Origin of the sequence: Sphingomonas gellani, assembly GCF_900110035.1 — a bacterium.
Classification (GTDB): Bacteria; Pseudomonadota; Alphaproteobacteria; order Sphingomonadales; family Sphingomonadaceae; genus Sphingomonas; species Sphingomonas gellani.
This window is the reverse complement of record NZ_FOCF01000001.1, coordinates 565768-585944: the sequence shown is the minus strand read 5'-3', so window position 1 is coordinate 585944 and position 20177 is coordinate 565768. Positions and strand designations below refer to the sequence as shown.

Annotated in this window: 23 protein-coding genes; 14 read left to right on the top strand and 9 right to left on the bottom strand. The window is 66.1% G+C overall.

The genetic code is table 11. The annotated features are described in order from the left end of the window. Nucleotides 1–22: 22 nt before the first annotated feature. From BMX37_RS03095 to secG, 3 genes are all read right to left on the bottom strand, one after another. The gene (locus tag BMX37_RS03095; protein ID WP_093663969.1) at nucleotides 23–1534 is read right to left on the bottom strand and encodes an MATE family efflux transporter; all 1512 of its coding nucleotides are present in this window, start codon (nucleotides 1532–1534) and stop codon (nucleotides 23–25) included. A 1-nt stretch (nucleotide 1535) separates the two neighbouring features. Further along, a complete protein-coding gene (locus tag BMX37_RS03090; RefSeq protein WP_093663968.1) occupies nucleotides 1536–3170 on the bottom strand; it encodes a CTP synthase in 1635 nt (544 codons plus the stop codon). 95 nt (nucleotides 3171–3265) lie between these two features. Then, complete coding sequence (gene secG, locus BMX37_RS03085; protein WP_093663967.1) at nucleotides 3266–3664, bottom strand: preprotein translocase subunit SecG; 399 nt, start codon at nucleotides 3662–3664, stop codon at nucleotides 3266–3268. 242 nt (nucleotides 3665–3906) lie between these two features. On the opposite strand from secG, the gene BMX37_RS03080 reads away from it, so the two are divergent. The 8 genes from BMX37_RS03080 to eda all read left to right on the top strand — a co-directional run bounded on the left by BMX37_RS03080 (nucleotide 3907) and on the right by eda (nucleotide 11252). Then, entirely contained in the window at nucleotides 3907–4239 is a 333-nt protein-coding gene (locus BMX37_RS03080) for a MarR family transcriptional regulator (protein ID WP_093663966.1), read from the top strand. 10 nt (nucleotides 4240–4249) lie between these two features. Next, a complete protein-coding gene (locus BMX37_RS03075) occupies nucleotides 4250–4564 on the top strand; it encodes an SH3 domain-containing protein (RefSeq protein ID WP_244501354.1) in 315 nt (104 codons plus the stop codon). Next, on the top strand, nucleotides 4561–5490 hold the full coding sequence (argC, locus tag BMX37_RS03070; protein ID WP_093663964.1) for an N-acetyl-gamma-glutamyl-phosphate reductase: 930 nt from the start codon (nucleotides 4561–4563) through the stop codon (nucleotides 5488–5490). Before BMX37_RS03075 ends, argC begins: the two co-directional genes overlap by 4 nt. 16 nt (nucleotides 5491–5506) lie before the next feature. Further along, complete coding sequence (zwf, locus tag BMX37_RS03065; protein WP_093663963.1) at nucleotides 5507–6985, top strand: glucose-6-phosphate dehydrogenase; 1479 nt, start codon at nucleotides 5507–5509, stop codon at nucleotides 6983–6985. A 23-nt stretch (nucleotides 6986–7008) separates the two neighbouring features. Next, the gene (gene pgl / locus BMX37_RS03060) at nucleotides 7009–7716 is read left to right on the top strand and encodes a 6-phosphogluconolactonase (RefSeq protein WP_093663962.1); all 708 of its coding nucleotides are present in this window, start codon (nucleotides 7009–7011) and stop codon (nucleotides 7714–7716) included. A 77-nt stretch (nucleotides 7717–7793) separates the two neighbouring features. Further along, nucleotides 7794–9605 carry a phosphogluconate dehydratase gene (gene edd, locus BMX37_RS03055; protein WP_093663961.1) on the top strand — a complete coding sequence of 604 codons (1812 nt, stop codon included), beginning with the start codon at nucleotides 7794–7796 and terminating at the stop codon, nucleotides 9603–9605. A gap of 37 nt (nucleotides 9606–9642) precedes the next feature. After that, nucleotides 9643–10650, top strand: a complete 1008-nt coding sequence (gene glk / locus BMX37_RS03050; protein WP_093663960.1) for a glucokinase — start codon at nucleotides 9643–9645, stop codon at nucleotides 10648–10650. Between the two features lie 17 nt (nucleotides 10651–10667). Beyond that, complete coding sequence (gene eda / locus BMX37_RS03045; protein WP_093664259.1) at nucleotides 10668–11252, top strand: bifunctional 4-hydroxy-2-oxoglutarate aldolase/2-dehydro-3-deoxy-phosphogluconate aldolase; 585 nt, start codon at nucleotides 10668–10670, stop codon at nucleotides 11250–11252. A gap of 732 nt (nucleotides 11253–11984) precedes the next feature. Here the strand turns inward: eda and mltG are convergent. The 5 genes from mltG to fabD form a co-directional block, all read right to left on the bottom strand. After that, nucleotides 11985–12950, bottom strand: a complete 966-nt coding sequence (mltG, locus tag BMX37_RS03040; protein WP_093663959.1) for an endolytic transglycosylase MltG — start codon at nucleotides 12948–12950, stop codon at nucleotides 11985–11987. A gap of 33 nt (nucleotides 12951–12983) precedes the next feature. Then, a complete protein-coding gene (fabF, locus tag BMX37_RS03035) occupies nucleotides 12984–14243 on the bottom strand; it encodes a beta-ketoacyl-ACP synthase II (RefSeq protein ID WP_093663958.1) in 1260 nt (419 codons plus the stop codon). A 160-nt stretch (nucleotides 14244–14403) separates the two neighbouring features. Beyond that, nucleotides 14404–14640, bottom strand: coding sequence for an acyl carrier protein (locus BMX37_RS03030; protein ID WP_093663957.1), 237 nt, complete (start codon nucleotides 14638–14640; stop codon nucleotides 14404–14406). Between the two features lie 84 nt (nucleotides 14641–14724). Next, nucleotides 14725–15465, bottom strand: coding sequence for a 3-oxoacyl-[acyl-carrier-protein] reductase (gene fabG, locus BMX37_RS03025; protein ID WP_093664258.1), 741 nt, complete (start codon nucleotides 15463–15465; stop codon nucleotides 14725–14727). An 11-nt stretch (nucleotides 15466–15476) separates the two neighbouring features. After that, the gene (gene fabD / locus BMX37_RS03020) at nucleotides 15477–16436 is read right to left on the bottom strand and encodes an ACP S-malonyltransferase (protein WP_093663956.1); all 960 of its coding nucleotides are present in this window, start codon (nucleotides 16434–16436) and stop codon (nucleotides 15477–15479) included. A 465-nt stretch (nucleotides 16437–16901) separates the two neighbouring features. Here fabD and BMX37_RS18665 point away from each other — a divergent pair, with 465 nt between their 5' ends. Then, the gene (locus tag BMX37_RS18665) at nucleotides 16902–17078 is read left to right on the top strand and encodes a hypothetical protein (RefSeq protein ID WP_170841811.1); all 177 of its coding nucleotides are present in this window, start codon (nucleotides 16902–16904) and stop codon (nucleotides 17076–17078) included. 91 nt (nucleotides 17079–17169) lie between these two features. On the opposite strand, the gene BMX37_RS18425 is transcribed toward BMX37_RS18665, so the two are convergent. Further along, nucleotides 17170–17439, bottom strand: coding sequence for a hypothetical protein (locus BMX37_RS18425; protein ID WP_139197978.1), 270 nt, complete (start codon nucleotides 17437–17439; stop codon nucleotides 17170–17172). A gap of 670 nt (nucleotides 17440–18109) precedes the next feature. On the opposite strand from BMX37_RS18425, the gene BMX37_RS03010 reads away from it, so the two are divergent. From BMX37_RS03010 to BMX37_RS18660, 5 genes are all read left to right on the top strand, one after another. Beyond that, entirely contained in the window at nucleotides 18110–18451 is a 342-nt protein-coding gene (locus tag BMX37_RS03010) for an RcnB family protein (RefSeq protein ID WP_093663954.1), read from the top strand. Between the two features lie 175 nt (nucleotides 18452–18626). Then, a complete protein-coding gene (gene rpsF / locus BMX37_RS03005) occupies nucleotides 18627–19049 on the top strand; it encodes a 30S ribosomal protein S6 (RefSeq protein ID WP_093663953.1) in 423 nt (140 codons plus the stop codon). Continuing rightward, on the top strand, nucleotides 19049–19273 hold the full coding sequence (gene rpsR / locus BMX37_RS03000; protein WP_007403456.1) for a 30S ribosomal protein S18: 225 nt from the start codon (nucleotides 19049–19051) through the stop codon (nucleotides 19271–19273). The genes rpsF and rpsR overlap by 1 nt, the downstream gene beginning before the upstream one ends. Before the next feature lie 11 nt (nucleotides 19274–19284). Continuing rightward, the gene (rplI, locus tag BMX37_RS02995; protein WP_093663952.1) at nucleotides 19285–19875 is read left to right on the top strand and encodes a 50S ribosomal protein L9; all 591 of its coding nucleotides are present in this window, start codon (nucleotides 19285–19287) and stop codon (nucleotides 19873–19875) included. Nucleotides 19876–19968: 93 nt separating this feature from the next. Beyond that, nucleotides 19969–20109 (top strand): hypothetical protein, encoded by a 141-nt coding sequence (locus BMX37_RS18660; protein WP_170841810.1) that lies wholly within the window; start codon nucleotides 19969–19971, stop codon nucleotides 20107–20109. The last annotated feature ends 68 nt before the right edge of the window (nucleotides 20110–20177 follow it).

Sequence of the window (20177 nt, the reverse complement as noted above, 5' to 3'; positions counted from 1 at the left end):
CTGATCCCTGCGGCGACCGCGTTCAGCCGCTGGGGTTCAGACGGCCGCCGGGCTCCGCCGATGTCTGGCTGTGTTCCTGCGCCTCGATCGGGTGCGGTGGCACGGTCATGCCGCCCCGTCGCCAACCGCCACGGTGATAATAGCCGATCGCCATCAGCAGGTTCACCGCGCTGCCGACGGGAAAGCTCCACCATAGGGCATCCGGCCCCAGCCATTGTCGCGTACCCAGCGCAAAGCCCAATCGCACCGGATACATCGACACGATCAGCATGATCAGCGGCGCGACCACCGCTCCGTTGGCGCGGACGGCGGAAAACAGCACCATGGTGACGCCGAACAGGATGAACTGCCAGCTCGCGATCAGCTGTATGTGCCGCGCGATGGGCAGCGCGGGGCTGGCATCGGACAGGAACAGCGTCATTACGCTGCGATCGAACAGGAGGACCAGCAGCACCATCGCGCCGGTCAGCGCAATGTTGAACAGCACGCCCCAGCGCGTGATCGATCCGACACGATCCCATAGTCCGCCACCGATATTCTGTGCCGCCATCGAACTGACCGCCGCGCCGATTGCCAGCGCGGGCATCTGGATGTAGGTCCACAGCTGCTGCGACACGCCATATGCCGCCGCGGTGTCGACGCCCAGCCGGTTTACCAGCCCGACCATGGTCAGCCCTGCGGAGGACATGACCAGCATCTGCGCGCCCATCGGCAGTCCCTTGGCGATGATCTCCCGCGCCAGCGCCCGCTCTGGCAGCAGGTATCGCCACTCGGCACCGCGCAGCCGAATCGACAGGTCGCGCCGGTATATCCAGCCTAGCAGAGCCAGGGCCGAGACATGGTTGGCGATCAACGTCGCGGCAGCCGACCCGGCGATGCCCATGCGCGGAAACGGACCGATCCCATCGATCAGCAGGGGGTTGAGCCCGCTGTCCAGCACCACCGACAGCGCCATGAACCATAGCGGCGTGACGGCGTCGCCCGAGCCCCTCAGCGCCATCATCAGCACGGTCAACAACATGCCCGCAGGCAGGCCCAGAAAGATCACGCGCAGATACTGGTCGGCCAAGACCATCGCCTCACCCGGCGTCGCCAGCAGGTGCAGAATCTCCGGAGAGAACAGATAGCCGACAATGGCGATCACCACCGCGCCGCCAAGCACCAGCCCGACTGCGCTGCCGACTGCGCGCCGCGCAGCGTCGATGTCGCGCCGGCCAAAACTCTGCCCCACCAGAATGGTCGCCGCCATGCCGAACCCGAACACCGCGCCGAACATCAGGAACATGATAATGTTGGCGTTCGATGTCGCGGCAAGCGCTTCCTCGCCCAGGAAGCGCCCGACCCAGATCGCGTTGATCGATCCGTTCAGCGACTGAAGGATGTTGGACCCGAGTGTCGGCAGGGCAAACGCCAGCAGCGTCGCGCCGATCGGGCCCTTGGTCAGATCACGCGAGCGACCTGCCGGTGGTCCAGATCGTTGGTGAACCGGGGGCGCGGTGTCGACCGCAACGTCGCCGTCTCGCGCCCCGTCCATCTCAGACCAGCCGGCTTTGCTTCACGGCCGCCGCGATGAAGCTCGCGAACAGAGGATGGGGATCGAACGGCTTGGACTTCAACTCGGGATGGAACTGGACCCCGACGAACCACGGATGGTCCGGCCGCTCGACGATCTCAGGCAGGGTCCCGTCGGGCGACATGCCGCTGAACACCAGCCCGCCCTTCTCCAGCGCGTCCTTGTATCCGGTGTTGACCTCGTACCGGTGACGATGACGCTCCGAAATGCTGTCGGTGCCGTAGATCGACGCGACCACGCTGTTGCCGGTCAGGGCCGCGGTGTAGGCGCCCAGACGCATGGTCCCGCCCATGTCGCCGCTCGCCTGCCGCTTTTCCAGCCCGTCGCGTCCCATCCATTCGGTGATGAGACCGACCACCGGCTCCTCCGTCGGGCCGAACTCGGTCGAAGAGGCGGTTTCAATCCCGGCCAGGTCACGCGCACCCTCAATACACGCCATCTGCATGCCGAAGCAGATGCCGAAGTACGGAATCTCGCGCTCGCGTGCGAAACGCACGCTCTCGATCTTGCCTTCCGCGCCACGCTCGCCAAACGCACCGGGGACCAGGATGGCGTCGCACGGCTCGAGCTGGCCGGCAATCTCTCCCTTGTTGCCCTCGAACAGTTCGGCGTCGATCCAGCGGATGTTGACCTTTACCCGGTTGGCGATGCCGCCATGCACCAGGGCTTCGTTCAACGACTTGTACGCGTCCTGCAGGCCGACATATTTGCCGACCACGCCAACGGTGACCTCCCCTTCCGGGTTGGTCAGCGCGTGGACGATCTTCTGCCAGCGCGTCAGGTCCAGCGAACCCTCCGGCTCTATGCCGAAGGCGCGCAGGACCTCCGTGTCCAGACCCTCGCCGTGATATTGCAGCGGCACGGCATAGATGCTCTTCGCGTCGAGCGCCGGAATGACCGCGCTGGCGGGCACGTTGCAGAACAGCGCGATCTTGGCGCGCTCGGACGCGGGCAGCGGGTGTTCGCAGCGGCAGACCAGCACGTCCGGCTGCACGCCCAGCGCGGCCAGTTCACGCACGGAATGCTGCGTAGGCTTTGTCTTCAACTCGCCCGCGGCGGCGATGTAGGGCACCAGCGTCGTGTGGATGGAGATGGCCTGACCGCGGCCGACCTCGTTCTTCAGCTGGCGGATCGCCTCGATGAAGGGCAGCGATTCGATGTCGCCCACCGTGCCGCCAATCTCGCACAGAACGAAATCGAGATCGTCGGTCTCCGCGCGGGCAAATGTCTTGATGGCGTCGGTGACGTGCGGGATCACCTGCACCGTGGCGCCGAGGTAATCGCCGCGCCGCTCCCGCTCGATGATCGTCTTGTAGATGCGGCCGGAGGTGATGTTGTCCGACTGGCGCGAGGCGACGCCGGTGAAGCGTTCATAGTGCCCCAGGTCCAGGTCCGTTTCCGCCCCGTCATCGGTGACGTACACCTCGCCATGCTGGTACGGGCTCATCGTGCCCGGATCGACGTTCAGATAGGGATCGAACTTGCGGATGCGGACGCGGTAACCACGCGCCTGCAACAACGCAGCTAGAGAGGCCGCCATAAGGCCCTTGCCCAGCGACGAGACCACGCCGCCGGTGATGAAGATGAACCGCGCCATGGGAAGAGCCGCCTAGCTGGGAATTGATCGCTTGGAAATGGCGAACGACCACCGCCCGCGTGATGCGAGCGGCGTTCGCCAGTCTTGAAAAGGCGTCAGTGCGCCAGCGGCACCGCGCCGTTGTCGACCGGGGCGGCCGCATTGCCGCCCGTCGCGGCCGCGACACCCGCCGCACCCTGCAACGCTGCGCCGTCAGCCGGCGTGTTCGGCACCGCATCGCTGCTGGGCAGCGGGGCCGAGCGTGCCAACGACGTGTCGACCGACTCCATCCGCCGGGTCGATGCGTAGACCGCCAGCGAGATGGACATGACGACGAACAGGGTGGCCAGCGTCGCGGTGGCGCGGGTCAGGAAATCGGCCGCGCCGCGCGCGCTCATCAGGCCGGACGGGCTGCCGCCCATGCCCAGGCCGCCGCCTTCCGACTTCTGCATCAGGATCACGGCGACCAGCGCGGCCGCGATCAGGGCATGGATGACGAGAAGAAAAGCGAACATGGATGAAGGTCGATCCCGCAAGGGGGCGTATGGGCCCGTTCGGGGCCACATAGGGGGAAGTCGCCGGACGATCAACCGGGCCTCTCTGGCCGGTCGGACCCATGCGGCCGGACGTCGCAAAAGCGGGGTCATGTTGCGGAAACCTGCGCGTTCCGGGGCGTTATGACGGCAAAGCAACCACTTTTGCGAATGTCAGGACCATTGCGATGGCAAGTGCGGCAGTCCAATCGCTTTCTGCCTGGATGGGTACGCTCGTCGATTATGTTCGGTCGGGTGAACCCGATCTCACCAACCGCCAGATGGCATTGCTTCTGGTCGTCTATCTGTCACCGGGCCCGCATACCGTACGTGGGTTGGCCCGAGCGCTCAACGTGTCTAAACCGGTGGTAACGCGCGCCTTGAACAGGCTGGGCGCGCTCGGCTATCTGCGCCGCCAGCGCGACGATGCCGACAAGCGCAACATCTTTGTCGCGCGAACACCGGAAGGGGCGGACTTTCTTGAAGAATTCGGGCATCTCATCGGCGACGGAAACGCCACCGCCCCACAGCAGCGCCCAGCCCACGTCCCGGCGTGAACATTTCGCATTGAGCGGGCGTTCGGCGACGCTTGATCCCCGTATTCATGCCGTTCGGCCCGACCTGGCCGATGTTCGACTCGCGCGCATGGTGTTCGCGCCGCATTACGCTGCGTGCGTCGAGCGTGTGGTCGCCAGCGCCACGACGCTGCGTCTGAGCCGAGCGGTCGAGTCCGAGGCAGTGGCCTCGGTCGCCGCGGGCGATCGGTTCGAGCTTCTCGACCTCCTCGGCGACGATGCGTGGGGAGTCCTGCGTGCCCAAGGCGAAAGCTCGGGCCTCGTCGGCTACCTCGACGCGACGCTGCTTGCCGAGCCGGCGCAATGAGCGTCGCGGTCTTCATCGACGGCGCAGCCGGCACCACCGGGCTGGAGATCCGGGAGCGGCTCGCCGGCCGTGAAGACGTTACGGTGGCCACGCTGCAGGGCGACGCGCGCAAGGATGCGGCCGCCCGGCGTGTCGCGATCAATGATGCCGACATCGTCGTGCTGTGCCTGCCCGACGATGCGGCGCGCGAAGCGGTGGGGATGGTCGACAATCCGCGTACCCGCGTGATCGACGCATCGACCGCGCACCGCGTTGCCGATGGCTGGACCTACGGCTTTCCCGAACTCTCGGCCGAGCAGGAGGAGGGGATCGCGGGCGCCCGGCTGGTGTCCAATCCCGGCTGTTACCCGACCGCCTTCCTCGCCCTGGTTACGCCGCTGGTCCGCGCCGGCCTCATCCCCGCCGGCTGGCCGCTCAGCTTCAACGCGGTGTCGGGCTATTCCGGGGGCGGCAATGCTATGGTGGCGGAGTTCGAGGACAACGCGACGCAGACCGCGTTCCGCGCCTATGCCCTCTCCCTGTCGCACAAGCATCTGGCGGAGATGCGGACCCATGCCGGCCTAGGCCATCCGCCGGTATTCCAGCCCTCGGTCGCGCGCGCCTATCGCGGCATGCTGGGCGAAGTGCCGCTGTCGCTTGCAGCCCTGCCGAAGGCGCCGCCCTTGTCCGACGTCATGGCCATTCTTTGCGATGCCTATGCCGACACGCCACTCGTCACGGTGGCGCAGGATGACGCCGCACTGGTCATGCTGGAAGAAAATGCCGGCACCGACCGGATGACGTTGCGCGTCTGCGGCAATGCGGGCACGGGACAGGCGCGCTTGATCGCGACGCTCGACAATCTCGGCAAGGGTGCGGCGGGCGCCGCGGTTCAGAACCTCAACATCATGGCCGGTTTGGATCCACTTGCCGGCCTCGTCTTCTAGGTCAGGAGTTTCAGCCATGCAGCGCAACCCGGTCGGCAAGCTTCTCCTGTTCGGTGCGACGGGCGACCTGTCACAGCGCATGCTGCTGCCGTCGCTGTTCAACCTGCATGCCGATGGTCTGCTGCCGGAGGAACTGATCATCATCGGGTCGGCGCGCGGTGAACTGGACGATGGCGGCTTTCAGGAGTTCGCCCATCACGCGCTGAACGAGTATCTGCCCGACGAGCGCAAGGACGAGGAGCAGATCACCGGCTTTCTGAAGCGGCTGCAATTCCAGCCGGCGGACCTGTCGGACGCCAACTGCTTCCAGGCGCTGGCGGACAAGGTCGGCGACGTGTCGGGTGGGCTGTGCATCTTCCTGTCCACCGCGCCGTCGCTGTTCGAACCGGCGATCAAGGGGCTGAAGTCGGTCGGCCTGACCGGCGACACGGTGCGCATCGGCCTGGAAAAGCCGCTCGGCTACGACCTCGCGTCTAGCCGTCAGATCAACGAGGCGGTGTTCGCCGCCTTTCCGGAACCGCGCACCTTCCGCTTCGACCATTATCTGGGCAAGGAGACGGTGCAGAACATCCTCGCGCTGCGCTTCGGCAATTCCTTCTTCGAGCCGGTGTGGAATGCGCGTGGCATCGCCAACGTCCAGATCACAATCGCCGAGACGGTCGGACTGGAGGAGCGTGCCGGCTATTATGACGGCATGGGCGCGCTGCGCGACATGGTGCAGAACCATATCCTCCAGCTGCTCGCGCTGATCGCGATGGAGCCCCCTGCCCGCTTCGACGGACAGGCGGTGCGCGACGAGAAGGCGAAGCTGTTCCACTCGCTGCGTCCGATCACCGCCGAAGAGGCCGAGCACGACACGGTGATCGGCCAGTACACGTCCGGCGCGATGAAGGGCGAGGTGGTGAAGGGCTATGTCGACGAACTCGGCAAGCCGTCGGACACCGAGACGTTCGTTGCGATCAAGGCGCATGTCGACAATTGGCGGTGGCAGGGCGTCCCCTTCTACCTGCGCACGGGCAAGCGCATGGCGACCCGCCGGTCGGAGATCGCGATCGAGTTCAAGCCGGTGCCGCACTCCATGTTCCAGTCGCGCGCCAACAAGAACGAGGGCGGTCGGCTTCAGCCCAACACGCTCATCATCCGCCTTCAGCCGGAGGAATATGTCCAGCTGCTGGTGATGGCCAAGGAGCCGGGGCTGGACCGCAACGGCGTGCGCCTGCGCGAGGTGCCGCTGAACCTCAGCCTGGACGCCGAGTTCGCGGGTACGCGCCGCCGGATCGCCTATGAGCGCCTGCTGCTCGACTTCATCGAGGGCGACCAGACATTGTTCGTCCGCCGCGACGAGGTGGAGGCGCAATGGGCCTGGATCGACGCGATCCGCGAGGGATGGGCAGCGAACGGCATGAAGCCGAAGAAGTACCCGACCGGCACCTGGGGGCCCTCCGCCTCCATCGCGCTGACCGAGCGTGACGACGTGACCTGGCAGGACGATTGATTTCCCCCACGGAGTGTTGAGTGATGAGTGAAGAGATCGAGTGGTGGGAGTATGATGACGCCGCCGAGATGGCCGATGCCGTCGCGGGCGACGTGCAGTTCATCATTGAAAGCGCGATCGACGCGCGGGGCGCGGCGGTGATCGCGCTGCCCGGCGGCAAGACGCCGGTGCCGATCTATGAGAAGCTGACCCAGGCCAAGCTGGACTGGAAGCGGGTGACGATCGTGCCCACCGACGAACGTGTCGTCCCGCTGGGCGACGCGCTGTCCAACGTGACCATGATCGGCAAGGCGTTCATCCCCAAGGGCGCGCGGGTGGTGCCGATCGTCCCTCAGGCGACGAAGGACTACAAGGCGGCGGGCAAGTCGGCGGACGCACTGATGCAGGATCTGCACTGGCCGCTGGACCTGTGCCTGTTGGGCGTCGGTGGCGACGGCCATACCGCCTCCATCTTCTTCGGCGCAGATTACGACGAGGCGCTGAACGGGCCCAAGGAGCGTCGTGCGCTGGGCGTCATGCCCGATCCGCTGCCGCCAGAGGCGCCGGTCGCACGCGTCACCCTGTCGCGCCAGGGAATCGTGACCGCACGCGCCCTGATGATCGCAGTCACCGGCGACGCGAAGCGCAAGGTGATCGAGACCGCGATCAAGCAGGGAGCGGGATCGAACTATCCGATCGGCCGGGTCCTGGCCGACGCGGAACTGCCCGTCGACATCCACTGGGCTCCCTAAAGGCCGCCAATGCGATGCTCCCGCACGGTCGGGGGCATCGCCTCCACACCCGCAGACCGGGTGTTTGAGGGATTACCATGCATCCGCAAGTCTCCGCCGTCACCGACCGCGTCATCGAACGTTCCCGGTCGTCCCGTGCCGCCTATCTCGCACTGATCGACCGCGAGGCGGAGGGCAGCATCCGCCGCCCCAATCTGGGCTGCGCGAACCTCGCCCACGCCTATGCCGGCACGCCCGAGGATCGCGTCGCGATGCGCGACGGTGGGGCCATGAACATCGGCATCGTGACGTCGTACAACGACATGCTGTCCGCCCATGCCGTCTATTATCGCTATCCCGAACAGATGAAGGTCTGGGCGCGCGAGGCGGGTGCGACCGCGCAGGTCGCGGGCGGTGTTCCGGCGATGTGCGACGGCGTGACGCAGGGCTATCCCGGCATGGAGCTGTCGCTGTTCAGCCGCGACACGATCGCCTTGTCGACCGCCGTCGCGCTCAGCCATGGCACGTTCGAGGGCGCGGCGCTGCTCGGCATCTGCGACAAGATCGTACCGGGGCTGCTGATGGGTGCGCTGCGCTTCGGCCACCTGCCGATGATCCTGATCCCCGGCGGTCCGATGCCGTCAGGACTGCCGAACAAGGCAAAGGCGGCGGTGCGCGAACGCTATGCGGAGGGCAATGCGACGCGCGAGGAGCTGCTGGAGGCGGAGATCGGCGCCTATCACAGCCAGGGCACCTGCACCTTCTACGGCACCGCCAACACCAATCAGATGATGATGGAGGTCATGGGCCTGCACATGCCGGGCTCCGCCTTCGTCAATCCGGGCACCAAGCTGCGCCAGGAACTCACTCGGGCGGCTGTGCACCGGCTGGCCGCGATCGGACAGCGCGGCGACGATTACCGTCCGCTCGCCCGCTGCGTCGACGAACGGGCGATCGTCAACGCGGCCGTCGGCCTGCTGGCGACCGGCGGTTCGACCAACCACCTGCTCCACCTGCCCGCCATCGCGCGCGCGGCGGGGATCGTCATCGATTGGGAGGACATGGACCGCCTGTCCTGTTCGGTGCCGCTGGTCACGCGTGTCTATCCGAACGGCTCGGCCGACGTGAACGCGTTCGAGGCGGCGGGCGGCATGCCCTTCGTGATCCGCGAACTGCTCGACGCCGGCTATCTGCACCGGGACATCATGACCGTCGCGGGCGACGACCTGACCGCTTACGGTGCGAAGCCGGTGATGGATGGCGACACCCTGGCGTGGCGCGATCCGGGCGCGAGCGGGGACGAGGCGATCGTCCGGCCCGCGGCCGATCCCTTCTCTCCCGATGGCGGCATGCGCATCCTGAAGGGCAATCTCGGCCGCGCCTGCATCAAGGTGTCCGCTGTGGAGCGGGAGCGCTGGATCGTCGAAGCGCCGGCGCGCGTGTTCTCCGACCAGCTCGATGTGTTGGAGGCGTTCAAGGCGGGCGAACTGGAAGGCGACATGGTGGTCGTGGTCCGTTTCCAGGGACCGCGCGCCAACGGCATGCCCGAACTGCACAAGCTGACCCCGCCGCTCGGCGTGCTCCAGAACCGGGGCTTTCGCGTCGCGCTGGTCACGGACGGGCGCATGTCGGGTGCCAGCGGCAAGGTACCCTGCGCGATCCACCTGTCGCCGGAGGCGCTGGGCGGTGGGCCGATCGGGCGGGTGAGGGACGGCGACATCATCCGAGTCGATGCCGTCAACGGCACGCTGGACGCGCTGGTCGATCAGGCGGAATGGAACGCGCGTGAACAGCCCGCCGCGCCACCGCCGCCCGCGGGCATGGGACGCGAGCTGTTCGGCATGTTCCGCGGACTTGCCGATGAGGCCGAAAAGGGCGCATCCGCCATTCTCGCCGGCGCGATGCTGTGACCTTGCAAGGAGCTGTGAAGTTGGAGGCTCGGAACTGATGGAAATTGTCGCGGTCGATATCGGCGGCACGCATGCGCGCTTCGCGATCGCCGAGGTGGAGGACGGTCATGTCCTGACGCTGGGTGAGCCGACCACGTTGAAGACGGCCGAGCATGCCAGCCTGCAAACGGCGTGGCAGGCCTTTGGCGCGAAGATTGGCCGTGACCTGCCGAATGCGGCCAGCATCGCGGTCGCGTCGCCGATCACGGGTGACGTGATCCGGCTGACCAACAATCCCTGGGTGATCCGCCCGTCCCTGATCCCGGAGCGGCTGGGCGCGGATACATGGACCATCGTCAACGATTTCGGCGCGATCGGCCACTCGGTCGCGCAATTGCCGGCCGAGCATTTCGAGCATCTGTGCGGGCCGGACATTCCCCTGCCCAGCCAGGGCGTCACCACCGTCTGCGGGCCCGGCACCGGTCTGGGTGTCGCGCAGGTGCTGAAGATCGATGGCCGTTACCATGTACTGTCGACCGAGGGCGGGCATATCGACTACGCCCCGCTCGACGGGATCGAGGATGCGGTGGTGAAGCGGCTGCGCCGGACATTCACGCGCGTATCGGCAGAGCGCATCTGCGCCGGCCCGGGTATCGTCGGCCTGTATGAAACCCTGGCCGAACTGGAAGGGCGCGCGGTGCCCAGCCGGGACGACAAGACGATCTGGACCGAGGCGCTGAACGGCACCGATTCGATCGCGCTCGCCGCGCTCGACCGCTTCTGCCTGGCGCTGGGCGCGGTGTCCGGGGATCTGGCGCTGGCGCACGGGGCGAAAGCGGTGGTGATTGCCGGCGGTCTGGGCCTGCGCATCAAGGACAAGCTGATCCGGTCGGGGTTCGACCAGCGCTTCGTGGCCAAGGGTCGCTTTCAGTCGCTGATGGCGAGTATCCCGGTGAAACTCATCACCCATCCCCAGCCGGGGCTGTTCGGGGCGGCAGCCGCCTTCGCCCAGGAACACCAATCGAACCAGCGCAACAACGCATCCAGCCAGGGAGATCGCCCGTGAGCGACATCGCCACCATCATGCAGACCAGCGCCGTGATCCCGGTGCTGGTCATCCGCGACGTGGCGCAGGCCCGCCCAATCGCGGAGGCGCTGGTCGCCGGCGGTCTGAAGGTGCTGGAGGTCACGATGCGTACCCCCGCCGCACTCGACGTGATCCGGGAAATGAAGCAGGTGCCCGGCGCCATCGTCGGCGCAGGCACGGTCGTCTCCACCGATCAGTTCGAGCAGGTGATGGACGCGGGCGCCGAGTTCATCGTGTCCCCCGGCCTGTCCGAAAAGCTCGGCGAGCGGATCGTGCAGAGCGGTGTGCCGTACCTGCCCGGCGTGGCCACGGCGGGCGACATCATGCGGGGGCTGGACATGGGCCTGACCCACTTCAAGTTCTTTCCGGCGGAAACCAGCGGCGGACTGCCGGCATTGAAGGCGCTGGCCGCGCCCTTCTATCAATGCAAATTCTGCCCCACCGGCGGCATCACCGAAGCGACCGCACCCGACTGGCTGGCGTTCGACCCGGTCCTGTGTGTCGGCGGCAGCTGGGTTGCGACCGGCACCCCGGCGGAGATGGAGGCCAAGGCGCGCAGCGCCACTGCCATGCGCGGCTGATCGTCGCGGTCGATGCTGTCGGCGCCGGTTCGACACGGCGCCGCTTGTGGAAGAGCGACAGGCCATGCTGACCCTACTGGCGCTCGCAGTCGCTGCCCCGCAGGTCTGTGCCGATGTGCAGCGACAATGCCGTGCGTGCACGGTCAAGGGCAATCGGCGCGTCTGCTCGACTCCCGGGATTGTCTGTCAGCCGGTGATCCGTATCTGCCGCCGACGCCCCAACATGTCGCAGGGTGGCGCAACGGCGCAGAAGTAAGGGCCGGATGATGGAAGGCGTTCAGTGCCATAGCGAGGGTTAGACTAGACGAGCGCGCCGGCTTCAATCATCGAGCACGTCGGCTTGGCGCCGTCCTTATTGGCCCCGTCCTTATTTGACGTTGCAGGCAATTGGTCTCCTTCGCCATGACGGCCCGCGCGCGACACTGATCGAATTGCGCCAACGCATGGACTTGGCAACGGTTATGGCGCAGCGTACCACCGCCGTGCGCGGAATGCCCACGCGGTCAAGATGCGCGCTCTGCCCGACCAACCACATGATTCGTCCGCTGGCTAACCATGCGAGGGGTTGCGGAAGCACCCATCGCGTTGGCGCCCTGGCGGAAATCCCTATGCGCGCTACTGCGTAAAGCGAGTCGCCCGGTCGGAGGCGGCCTGGATGAGCAGGCGTCGACCTATGCCCGCGTGGAGATGTACGCTTTAAGCTGTGAAAGACGCAAAGGCTGCGCGAAACCTTCAGATGCCATGCGCGGCGCGATAAGCGCGCCACTTGACCACATTCGCATTATGCTCGGCCAGGGTGTTGGCGAATACGTGGCCGCCAGATCCGTCGGCCACGAAGTACAGCGCCTGCGTCGTCGCGGGCGCAAGCACCGCGTCGATCGATGCCCGTCCGGGGTTCGCGATCGGCCCGACCGGAAGCCCCGGAGAGGCGTAGGTGTTATAGCCGTTCTTCGCCCGCAATTCGGACAACAGGATGCGCCGGCCCAGCGGTCGCCCCTTGGTGATCGGATAGATGACGGTCGGATCGGCTTGCAGCGGCATGTGCCGCCTGAGGCGATTACCGTACACCGCCGCGACCATGCGCCGTTCCGACGGCTTGCCGGTTTCCTTTTCCACGATGGAGGCGAGGATGATCGCCTGTTCCGGGGTGGACACGGCAATGCCCGGTTGACGCTTTTTCCAGGCCTGGGCGAGATAGGCCCGCATGGCGCCCTGCATCCGTGCCACGACGCCCTGGCGGATGTCTCCGCGCTGAAAGGCGTAACTGTCGGGCAGGATGCTGCCCTCCGCCGGCACTGCCACCGGTCCGACCAGCCCGTCGGCCTTCATCACGGCATCATGGACCAGCACGGACGGGTAACCCTCCGGCACGACGACCAGCCGTTGCAGCACCTTTCCACCCTGCAACATCCGCAGGATGTCCGCGGGGCGGATGTGCGGGGGCAGTCGGTACTCGCCCGCCTTGATCGGATCGTTCGAACCGAACACGCGGGCCAGGAGGCGGAAGCGGGCAGCCGATCCGATCGCCCCCGCCTTTTGCAGGTCGCGAGCGGTGGTTGCCAGGCTGGCACCCTGGGGCACCTGGAACGTCTGAGTGCGCGGGTTCGGACCCGCTCCGCCCCAATCGCGGACAACGACGACGCCCCCGACGATCGCCGCCAACACGATCAGGAGCAGCAAGCAACCCGTCTTGCGCATGCCTCGTCCACCGTTCGCCCGCGCCATGAGGTGTCAGATCGCCCGCATCACCAGCGACGCGTTGGTGCCGCCAAAGCCGAAGCTGTTGTTCAGAACCGCCCGGACCTTGCGCTCCTTCGCCTTGTGCGGGACCAGATCGACGCCCGCGCAATTGTCGCTCGGATTGTCGAGGTTCAGGGTCGGCGGCACGATGCCGTCGCGCATCGCCAGCACGCAGAAGATCGATTCGACCGCGCCGGCGCCGCCAAGCAGGTGCCCGATCGCGGACTTGGTCGACGACATCGACAGTCCGCCGATCGCGTCGCCGAACAGCCGCCGCACCGCGCCCAGCTCCAGCTCGTCGCCCAGCGGGGTCGAGGTGCCGTGCGCGTTGACATAGTCGATTTCCTCCAGCGTCAGCCCGGACTTGCGCACGGCCATCTGCATGGCGCGGAACGCACCAGATCCTTCCGGATGCGGCGCGGTGACGTGATAGGCATCGCCGGACAAGCCATAGCCGATCACCTCGGCATACATCTTGGCTCCACGTGCCTTGGCGTGCTCATATTCCTCCAGGCACACGACGCCCGCGCCTTCGCCCATGACGAAGCCGTCGCGGTCCTTGTCATAGGGACGGCTGGCCCGCCACGGTTCGTCGCGGAAGCCGGTTGACAGGGCGCGCGCCTGACCGAAGCCGGCAATGCCGATCGGGCAGATCGCGCTCTCCGCCCCACCCGCCAGCATCACGTCGGCATCGTCCATCGCGATCATCCGCGCGGCGTCGCCGATGGAGTGCGCACCCGTCGAGCACGCGGTCACCACGGCATGATTGGGTCCCATCAGGCCATATTTGATCGAGACCTGACCCGAGATCAGGTTGATGAGCCGGCCATGGACGAAATGCGGGCTGACCCGCTTCGGCCCCTTGCTCGCGAGCACCAGCGATTCGGATTCGATGCCCGGCAGACCGCCGATGCCCGATCCGATCGAGCAGCCGGCACGCAGCCGCTCCTCTTCGCTCATGTCGGTCAGTCCGGCGTCTTCCAGCGCCTGACCCGCCGCGTCGATGCCGAACACGATGAAGGGATCGACCTGCCGCTGGATCTTGTGGTCGACGCGCTTGCCCGCATCGAACCCGTATTCATGGTCCGCCGGCTTCACCTCGCAGGCATAATTGGTGTGGAAATCGGTCGCATCGAAGCGTGCGATCGTACCGGCACCCGATTTTGCAGCGATGATGTTCTTCCACGCGGTTTCGACATCTGCCCCGAGCGGGGTGACGAGGCCGAGGCCGGTGATGACGACGCGACGCATAATGAAATTCTCCGAACAGCAAAACAGGCCCAACCCGCAGGGGCTGAGCCTGTCAACGCTCCGTTTACGCCGTCAGGACGTATAACCGCCCCTGATCGATGAAGCCGGCGGACCGTCCGGGGACGTGCCGCTCACCGGGCGAACGGGTCGAGGTAAGAGATCAGCCCTTATGCTCGTCGATGTAGCTGATCGCATCCTTGACGGTGGTGATCTTCTCGGCGGCATCGTCGGGGATCTCGACCCCGAACTCTTCCTCGAACGCCATGACGAGTTCGACGATGTCGAGGCTGTCCGCGCCCAGATCGTCGATGAAGCTCGCATCCTCGGTCACCTTGTCGGCCTCGACGCCGAGGTGCTCGACGACGATCTTCTTCACGCGGTCGGCGGTCTCGCTCATGATAATCCCTCTTCGTTCCTTGCGGATTTTGTATTTCCTGAACGCCCGTAGAACGGGGCTGTTCGAGTGGCAAGCACCCGATCGTCAGATCATCGCCATGCCGCCGTTCACATGCAGCGTCTGGCCGGTGACATATCCCGCCTCCCGCGATGCGAGATACACGACGGCTGCGCCGATGTCCTCACCCCTGCCCAAGTCGCCGGCCGGGATGCGGGTCAGCAGTGCATTCTTCTGCGCATCGGGCAGAACGTCCGTCATTGCCGAGCGGATGAAGCCCGGGGCGACGCAGTTCACGGTGATGTTGCGGCTGGCCAGTTCCTGCGCCAGCGCCTTGGACATGCCGACCAGCCCCGCCTTGGACGCGGCATAGTTCGCCTGGCCGGGATTGCCGGTCGTACCGACCACGGACGTGATCGAAACAACGCGACCGAACCGCGCCTTCATCATCGGCTTGGCGGCCGCGCGGACTAGGCGGAACGCCGCCTCAAGGTTGACGCGGATCACCTGATCCCACTCGTCATCCTTCATGCGCATGGCCAGATTGTCGCGCGTCACGCCCGCATTGTTGACCAGAATGTCGAGCCGTCCGCCCAGAGCCTCGACGGCGCGGGGCACCAACGCGTCGACGGACGCCGCGTCCGAAAGGTCGCAAGGCAGCGCGACATGATCGCCGCCCAAGGATGCGCGAAACGCCTCAAGCTTGTCCGCATTGGACCCCGACAGCGCCAGGCGTGCGCCCTGCCCCGCCAACGCCTGCGCGATGGAGGACCCGATGCCCCCGCTGGCCCCGGTGACAAGGGCCGTCATGCCAGAAAGGTCGAACATCATCTTCTCCGTCAAAGCTTAGCGGCAAGCGCTTCGAGATCGTCCATCGTCACGACGCTGATCGCGTCCAGGTCGGGGGCGATGCGCTTCACCATGGGCGAGAGCACCTTGCCGCCGAATTCCACGACCTGCGTTACCCCGGCTTCCTGCATCGCCAACACCGATTCGCGCCAGCGCACGACCCCGGTGACCTGCCGCACCAGCGCGGCGCGAATCTGACCCGGATCGGCGATGGCGACCGCGTCGACATTGGCGAATACCGGCACCAGGGGCGCGCCGATCGACGCGTCGGCCAGCGCCTCCTCCATCGCGTCGGCCGCCGGCTGCATCAGCGGGCAGTGGAAAGGGGCCGATACGGGCAGCAGCACCGCCCGCCGCGCGCCCATCTCCTTGGCCAGTTGCAACGCCCGCTCAACCGCGTCGCGATGACCGGAAATCACGACCTGGGTCGGATCATTGTCGTTGGCGACGGTGCAGACCCGTTCTTCCCCGCCCTCGGCGAGGATCGAATCGACCGCCGCGCCGGCAATTGCGCGCGCCGTGTCGATGTCGGCTCCGAGCAGCGCGGCCATCGCGCCCTCCCCCACCGGCACCGCCGCCTGCATCGCGCGCCCGCGGTGCTTCAGCAGCCGGGCCGTGGTCCCCAGATCGAAGGCGGCCGCGGCACACAGCGCGGAATATTCGCCCAAGCTGTGGCCGGCGACGAAGTCGACCTTGTCGGCCAGGCTGACGCCGCCGTCCTTTTGCAGGACGCGCAACGTCGCGATGGCGTTGGCCATGATCGCGGGTTGCGCATTCTCCGTCAGGGTCAGCTCGTCGGCCGGCCCTTCGGCCATTAGGCGGAACAGATGCTGGCCGAGCGTTTCGTCCACTTCGCCGAAGACCTCGCGGGCACAGGGGCTCGCCTCGGCGAGTGCCCGGCCCATGCCGACGGATTGACTGCCCTGGCCGGGAAAGATGAACGCGCGCATCGGCCCTCTCCATTAGATCGATGAAATGTCGCGCGCCCCTAGGCGCTTCGGCGTTTGGCAGCAATGGCAGGTGCTTGCGGGCACGTCATGCCCGTGCCCCGTCCCGCAAAGAAGGCCAGCCGCAGCAACTTGGTCGATCCCGGTGCGGGACTTACCCCATTTGCGGTATTCTGCACCTGATATCATTCTACCAAGTTGTCCCCGCGGGAGTAACAAGGAAACAGAGGATGACCGGGATCTTTATCGCGGCTACACTGGCTTCTCGACAGGGATCATGCTTGGCTTCATCTTGGCCGGTGCATTCGCGCAAGGCCAGATGAGGGTTATGCGCGATCAGGCGGAAGAGAGGGAGCGATCGGCAACTGGACCATGGGCCTCGGCAAAAGTTACTTCTTTTCCGTCCGGCGGTATCGATGAGCAGTCGACCGCCGGAGCTGCACGGCGAACTGCGCATCGCTGACCCGCATGCCGGATGATCGCGAGACCCTGATCGTGATGATCTGCGAAGCCGCAAGCGACCCTCAGGCGCTCGACGCGCTGATCGGCACGCTTGTGCGGCCGGTTCGCAGCGATGGCGGATGGCTATGGCAAGCGGACGGAAGCGAGATCACGCATCCGACTATCGGATGGTTCCGGAGCTGACTCGGCTCTACCGCGACCATCGTCGCGCCATCACGCCCTGGACCTCGCGCGCATTTCCGACCGAGCGGATCGGCGCGGCGATCAGCCTGGATCATGTGATACCCGCACGCGACACGAACGGCCATAACGGCAGCAACGGCGCGCTGCGACGCACGGGCGATGACCTCGCGCACAATCCCAGCATCGCATTGTCCACCGCGCCCGGCGTCCTGTCGTTCGTATGCGACTCGTCCCAGCCGCTGTTCGGGCCGAGGAGGAGGCGTTTTTCGACGGCATCGGACCGCACCTGATCCGCACGGACGCGATACGGCGCCGCCTGGCCGAGCGACCGAATCATGTCGATCAGAGCGCCGCTTTCCATGCAATCCTGCAACTCGACGGTCTGTTGCGGATGACCGACATGAACGATGCCGCGCGCAGGATGGTCAAGGGCGGCACCCTGGTGAGCATGGGACGCGATCGCCGGCTGGTATGGCGTGTGAATGAGTTGGACGCGGTCGACTCAGCGCTCCGTCTGTGCCTGAAGCGCCAGGTACCGACCACGGTCGCGGTTCGCGATCCTTTCGAATTGCCATGTCGCCTGCACCTGCAACCCGGCCCAAAAAAGTGCCGGTGGTGTCCGCGTTCCCGCCGTGTTGCTCGACCTGCGCGACACGGCACGCGCCATTCCGGCGCAAGTCGATGCCGCCCAGCGATTCTTCCAGCTTTCGCGCGGCGAGGCCTCTCTGGTAGAAAGCCTGCTGGCTGATCGGACGCTGGAAGAACATGCCGCTCTGCGCGGATCGTTGAGGGAAACGACGCGCAAGCAGTTGGCCAGCGTCTTCCGCAAGGCATCGGTGTCCCGCCAGTCCGCACTGATCGGCGCGATCTGGGCCCTTCCCTCCCCACTGCCCAGGAAAGCTGAACGGTTGTCGCCATCTTGCGACATTTCGCGACCACAAAGGGGCGATCGCAACACGATCCTGCGACAAGGCGAACCTAACTTCCCCGTCGACGCCCCAGCGGCGCCAAGTCGAGAAAGGGAGTTTCGCATGAAGACGTTCGCAAAGGCCATGCTGGCGGCCACGCTCACCATCAGCCCGCTGATCGCAACGATGGCGGAGGCGGCGCCGCAGCACCGCACCACCACCGTCGTGCGGGATCGCGGAGACGGTCGGACCGTGGTGACCACCCGCACCACCGCACGCGACTGGCGTCCGGGTCAGCGATTCGAGCGCCGCTATGCGCCCAACTATCGCCGCGTCACGGAATACCGCACCTATCGCCTGCGTGCGCCACAGCGCGGGTTCTACTGGGCACGTTCGGGACGTGACGCCGTGCTGGTTCGCCCGAACGGCACGATCGCGGAGGTACGTCGCGGCGCGTTCCGTTAAGCGGCGGCGCACCTTGCCTTTTCGGCCCGTTGCTTTATGGGCCGACGCACGGGGCGGAGAGCATCGGCTTTCCGCCCCTGTCGCGTTGCACGATTTCGCGTGACGCGGCGGACGACAGCCGGAGGGGCATGGCACGGGGCCATGTCAGCGATCGGCCAACACAAGAGGAAGACGCATGGCTCTGTACGAGCATGTGTTCCTTGCGCGCCAGGATCTGGCACAGGCGCAGGTGGACACGCTGGCGGAAACCGCCACCAAGATCATCGAAGACAATGGCGGCAAGGTCACCAAGACCGAGACGTGGGGCCTGCGCAGCCTGGCGTACCGCATCGCCAAGAACCGCAAGGCGCATTACGTGATGCTCGAGATCGACGCCCCCGGAGCGGTCGTCGCAGAGCTGGAGCGCCAGACCCAGATCAACGAGGACGTCGTCCGCTACATGACCGTCAAGGTCGATGCGCGCGAAGAGGGCCCGAGCGTGATGATGCGCAAGCAGGAGCGCGACCGTGAGCGTCGCAGCGATCGTGAAGGTCGTGGCGATCGTGAGGGTCGTGGTGACGGTGCGCCGCGCGCCCGCCGTGAGGAGGAGCTCGCATAATGGCACGTCCGTTTTTCCGCCGTCGCAAGTCCTGCCCGTTCTCGGCCAAGGATGCCCCCCGGATCGACTACAAGGACGTCCGGTTGCTCCAGGGCTTCGTGTCCGAGCGGGGCAAGATCGTGCCCTCGCGCATCACTTCGGTGAGCGCCAAGAAGCAGCGCGAACTCGCCCAGGCGATCAAGCGCGCCCGTCATCTGGGCCTGCTGCCCTACGTCGTGAAGTGAGGATCTGACCCATGGACGTCATTCTGCTGGAGCGGGTCGAGAAGCTCGGCCACATCGGCGACGTGGTGAAGGTGAAGGACGGCTTTGCCCGTAACTTCCTCCTGCCGCGCAAGAAGGCGCTGCGCGCCAACGAAGCCAACCGCAAGGTGTTCGAGGCGAACCGCGCCCGCATCGAGGCGGAGAACGCCAACCGCCGTTCGGACGCGGAAAAGGATGCCGGCTCGTTCAAGGACGCGTCGGTCACCCTGATCCGTCAGGCATCGAACACCGGCCAGCTGTACGGCTCGGTCGCGGTGCGCGACCTGATCGACGCGCTGGAGGCCGATGGCCACAAGGTGACCAAGAGCCAGGTGGTGCTGGACAAGCCGATCAAGGCGATCGGCCTGTATCAGGTCCGCGTTGCGCTTCACCCCGAGGTTTCGGTGACCATCAAGGTGAACGTCGCCCGTTCGCCCGAAGAGGCCGAGATGCAGGCGCAGGGCGTCGACGTCATGGCTCAGATGTTCGAGCGTGACGAGGCGGGCTTCACCGAGGATTACGATCCCAACGCCGAGCCTGGCGCGACCGCTGAGGCTCAGCCGGAGGAGGAGGCGCAGGGCTGAGGCCCCGCAGCTTCCCTGCCAACAGAAAAGGCCGCCCGGAGCATCTCCGGGCGGCCTTTTTGTTCATCGACACCGATGCTTCAGGGGCAGGCAATGCAGGCGCTGATCGCTGCCGTCAGCGGAATAAGGGCGAAGATGATGGGCATCACGGTTTTCATGGCCGGCCTTTCGGAAACGGATACTTACCTTCATCTTCCACAATGCGCGCTCCTCGGAAAAGTTGCGCTGCGATGAACAAGGTTTGATCGCGACACCCCCATTACGGCCGGAGGCATCCCTTGGCTCAGCGAGATCCTCGCGAG

Bases quoted from the DNA above. Each gene is read 5' to 3' on its own strand.
- pgl (WP_093663962.1), top strand. From the start codon at position 7,009: ATGAGTGAAGAGATCGAGTGGTGGGAGTATGATGACGCCGCCGAGATG.
- fabD (WP_093663956.1), bottom strand. From the start codon at position 16,436: ATGCGCGCGTTCATCTTTCCCGGCCAGGGCAGTCAATCCGTCGGCATG.
- BMX37_RS03080 (WP_093663966.1), top strand. From the start codon at position 3,907: ATGGGTACGCTCGTCGATTATGTTCGGTCGGGTGAACCCGATCTCACC.
- BMX37_RS18660 (WP_170841810.1), top strand. From the start codon at position 19,969: ATGCAGGCGCTGATCGCTGCCGTCAGCGGAATAAGGGCGAAGATGATG.
- BMX37_RS03030 (WP_093663957.1), bottom strand. From the start codon at position 14,640: ATGAGCGAGACCGCCGACCGCGTGAAGAAGATCGTCGTCGAGCACCTC.
- BMX37_RS18665 (WP_170841811.1), top strand. From the start codon at position 16,902: ATGCCGGATGATCGCGAGACCCTGATCGTGATGATCTGCGAAGCCGCA.
- fabG (WP_093664258.1), bottom strand. From the start codon at position 15,465: ATGTTCGACCTTTCTGGCATGACGGCCCTTGTCACCGGGGCCAGCGGG.
- eda (WP_093664259.1), top strand. From the start codon at position 10,668: ATGCAGACCAGCGCCGTGATCCCGGTGCTGGTCATCCGCGACGTGGCG.
- mltG (WP_093663959.1), bottom strand. From the start codon at position 12,950: ATGCGCAAGACGGGTTGCTTGCTGCTCCTGATCGTGTTGGCGGCGATC.
- edd (WP_093663961.1), top strand. From the start codon at position 7,794: ATGCATCCGCAAGTCTCCGCCGTCACCGACCGCGTCATCGAACGTTCC.
- fabF (WP_093663958.1), bottom strand. From the start codon at position 14,243: ATGCGTCGCGTCGTCATCACCGGCCTCGGCCTCGTCACCCCGCTCGGG.
- BMX37_RS03095 (WP_093663969.1), bottom strand. From the start codon at position 1,534: ATGGACGGGGCGCGAGACGGCGACGTTGCGGTCGACACCGCGCCCCCG.
- BMX37_RS03090 (WP_093663968.1), bottom strand. From the start codon at position 3,170: ATGGCGCGGTTCATCTTCATCACCGGCGGCGTGGTCTCGTCGCTGGGC.
- secG (WP_093663967.1), bottom strand. From the start codon at position 3,664: ATGTTCGCTTTTCTTCTCGTCATCCATGCCCTGATCGCGGCCGCGCTG.
- rpsR (WP_007403456.1), top strand. From the start codon at position 19,049: ATGGCACGTCCGTTTTTCCGCCGTCGCAAGTCCTGCCCGTTCTCGGCC.
- argC (WP_093663964.1), top strand. From the start codon at position 4,561: ATGAGCGTCGCGGTCTTCATCGACGGCGCAGCCGGCACCACCGGGCTG.
- rplI (WP_093663952.1), top strand. From the start codon at position 19,285: ATGGACGTCATTCTGCTGGAGCGGGTCGAGAAGCTCGGCCACATCGGC.
- BMX37_RS18425 (WP_139197978.1), bottom strand. From the start codon at position 17,439: ATGGAAAGCGGCGCTCTGATCGACATGATTCGGTCGCTCGGCCAGGCG.
- BMX37_RS03010 (WP_093663954.1), top strand. From the start codon at position 18,110: ATGAAGACGTTCGCAAAGGCCATGCTGGCGGCCACGCTCACCATCAGC.
- zwf (WP_093663963.1), top strand. From the start codon at position 5,507: ATGCAGCGCAACCCGGTCGGCAAGCTTCTCCTGTTCGGTGCGACGGGC.
- rpsF (WP_093663953.1), top strand. From the start codon at position 18,627: ATGGCTCTGTACGAGCATGTGTTCCTTGCGCGCCAGGATCTGGCACAG.
- glk (WP_093663960.1), top strand. From the start codon at position 9,643: ATGGAAATTGTCGCGGTCGATATCGGCGGCACGCATGCGCGCTTCGCG.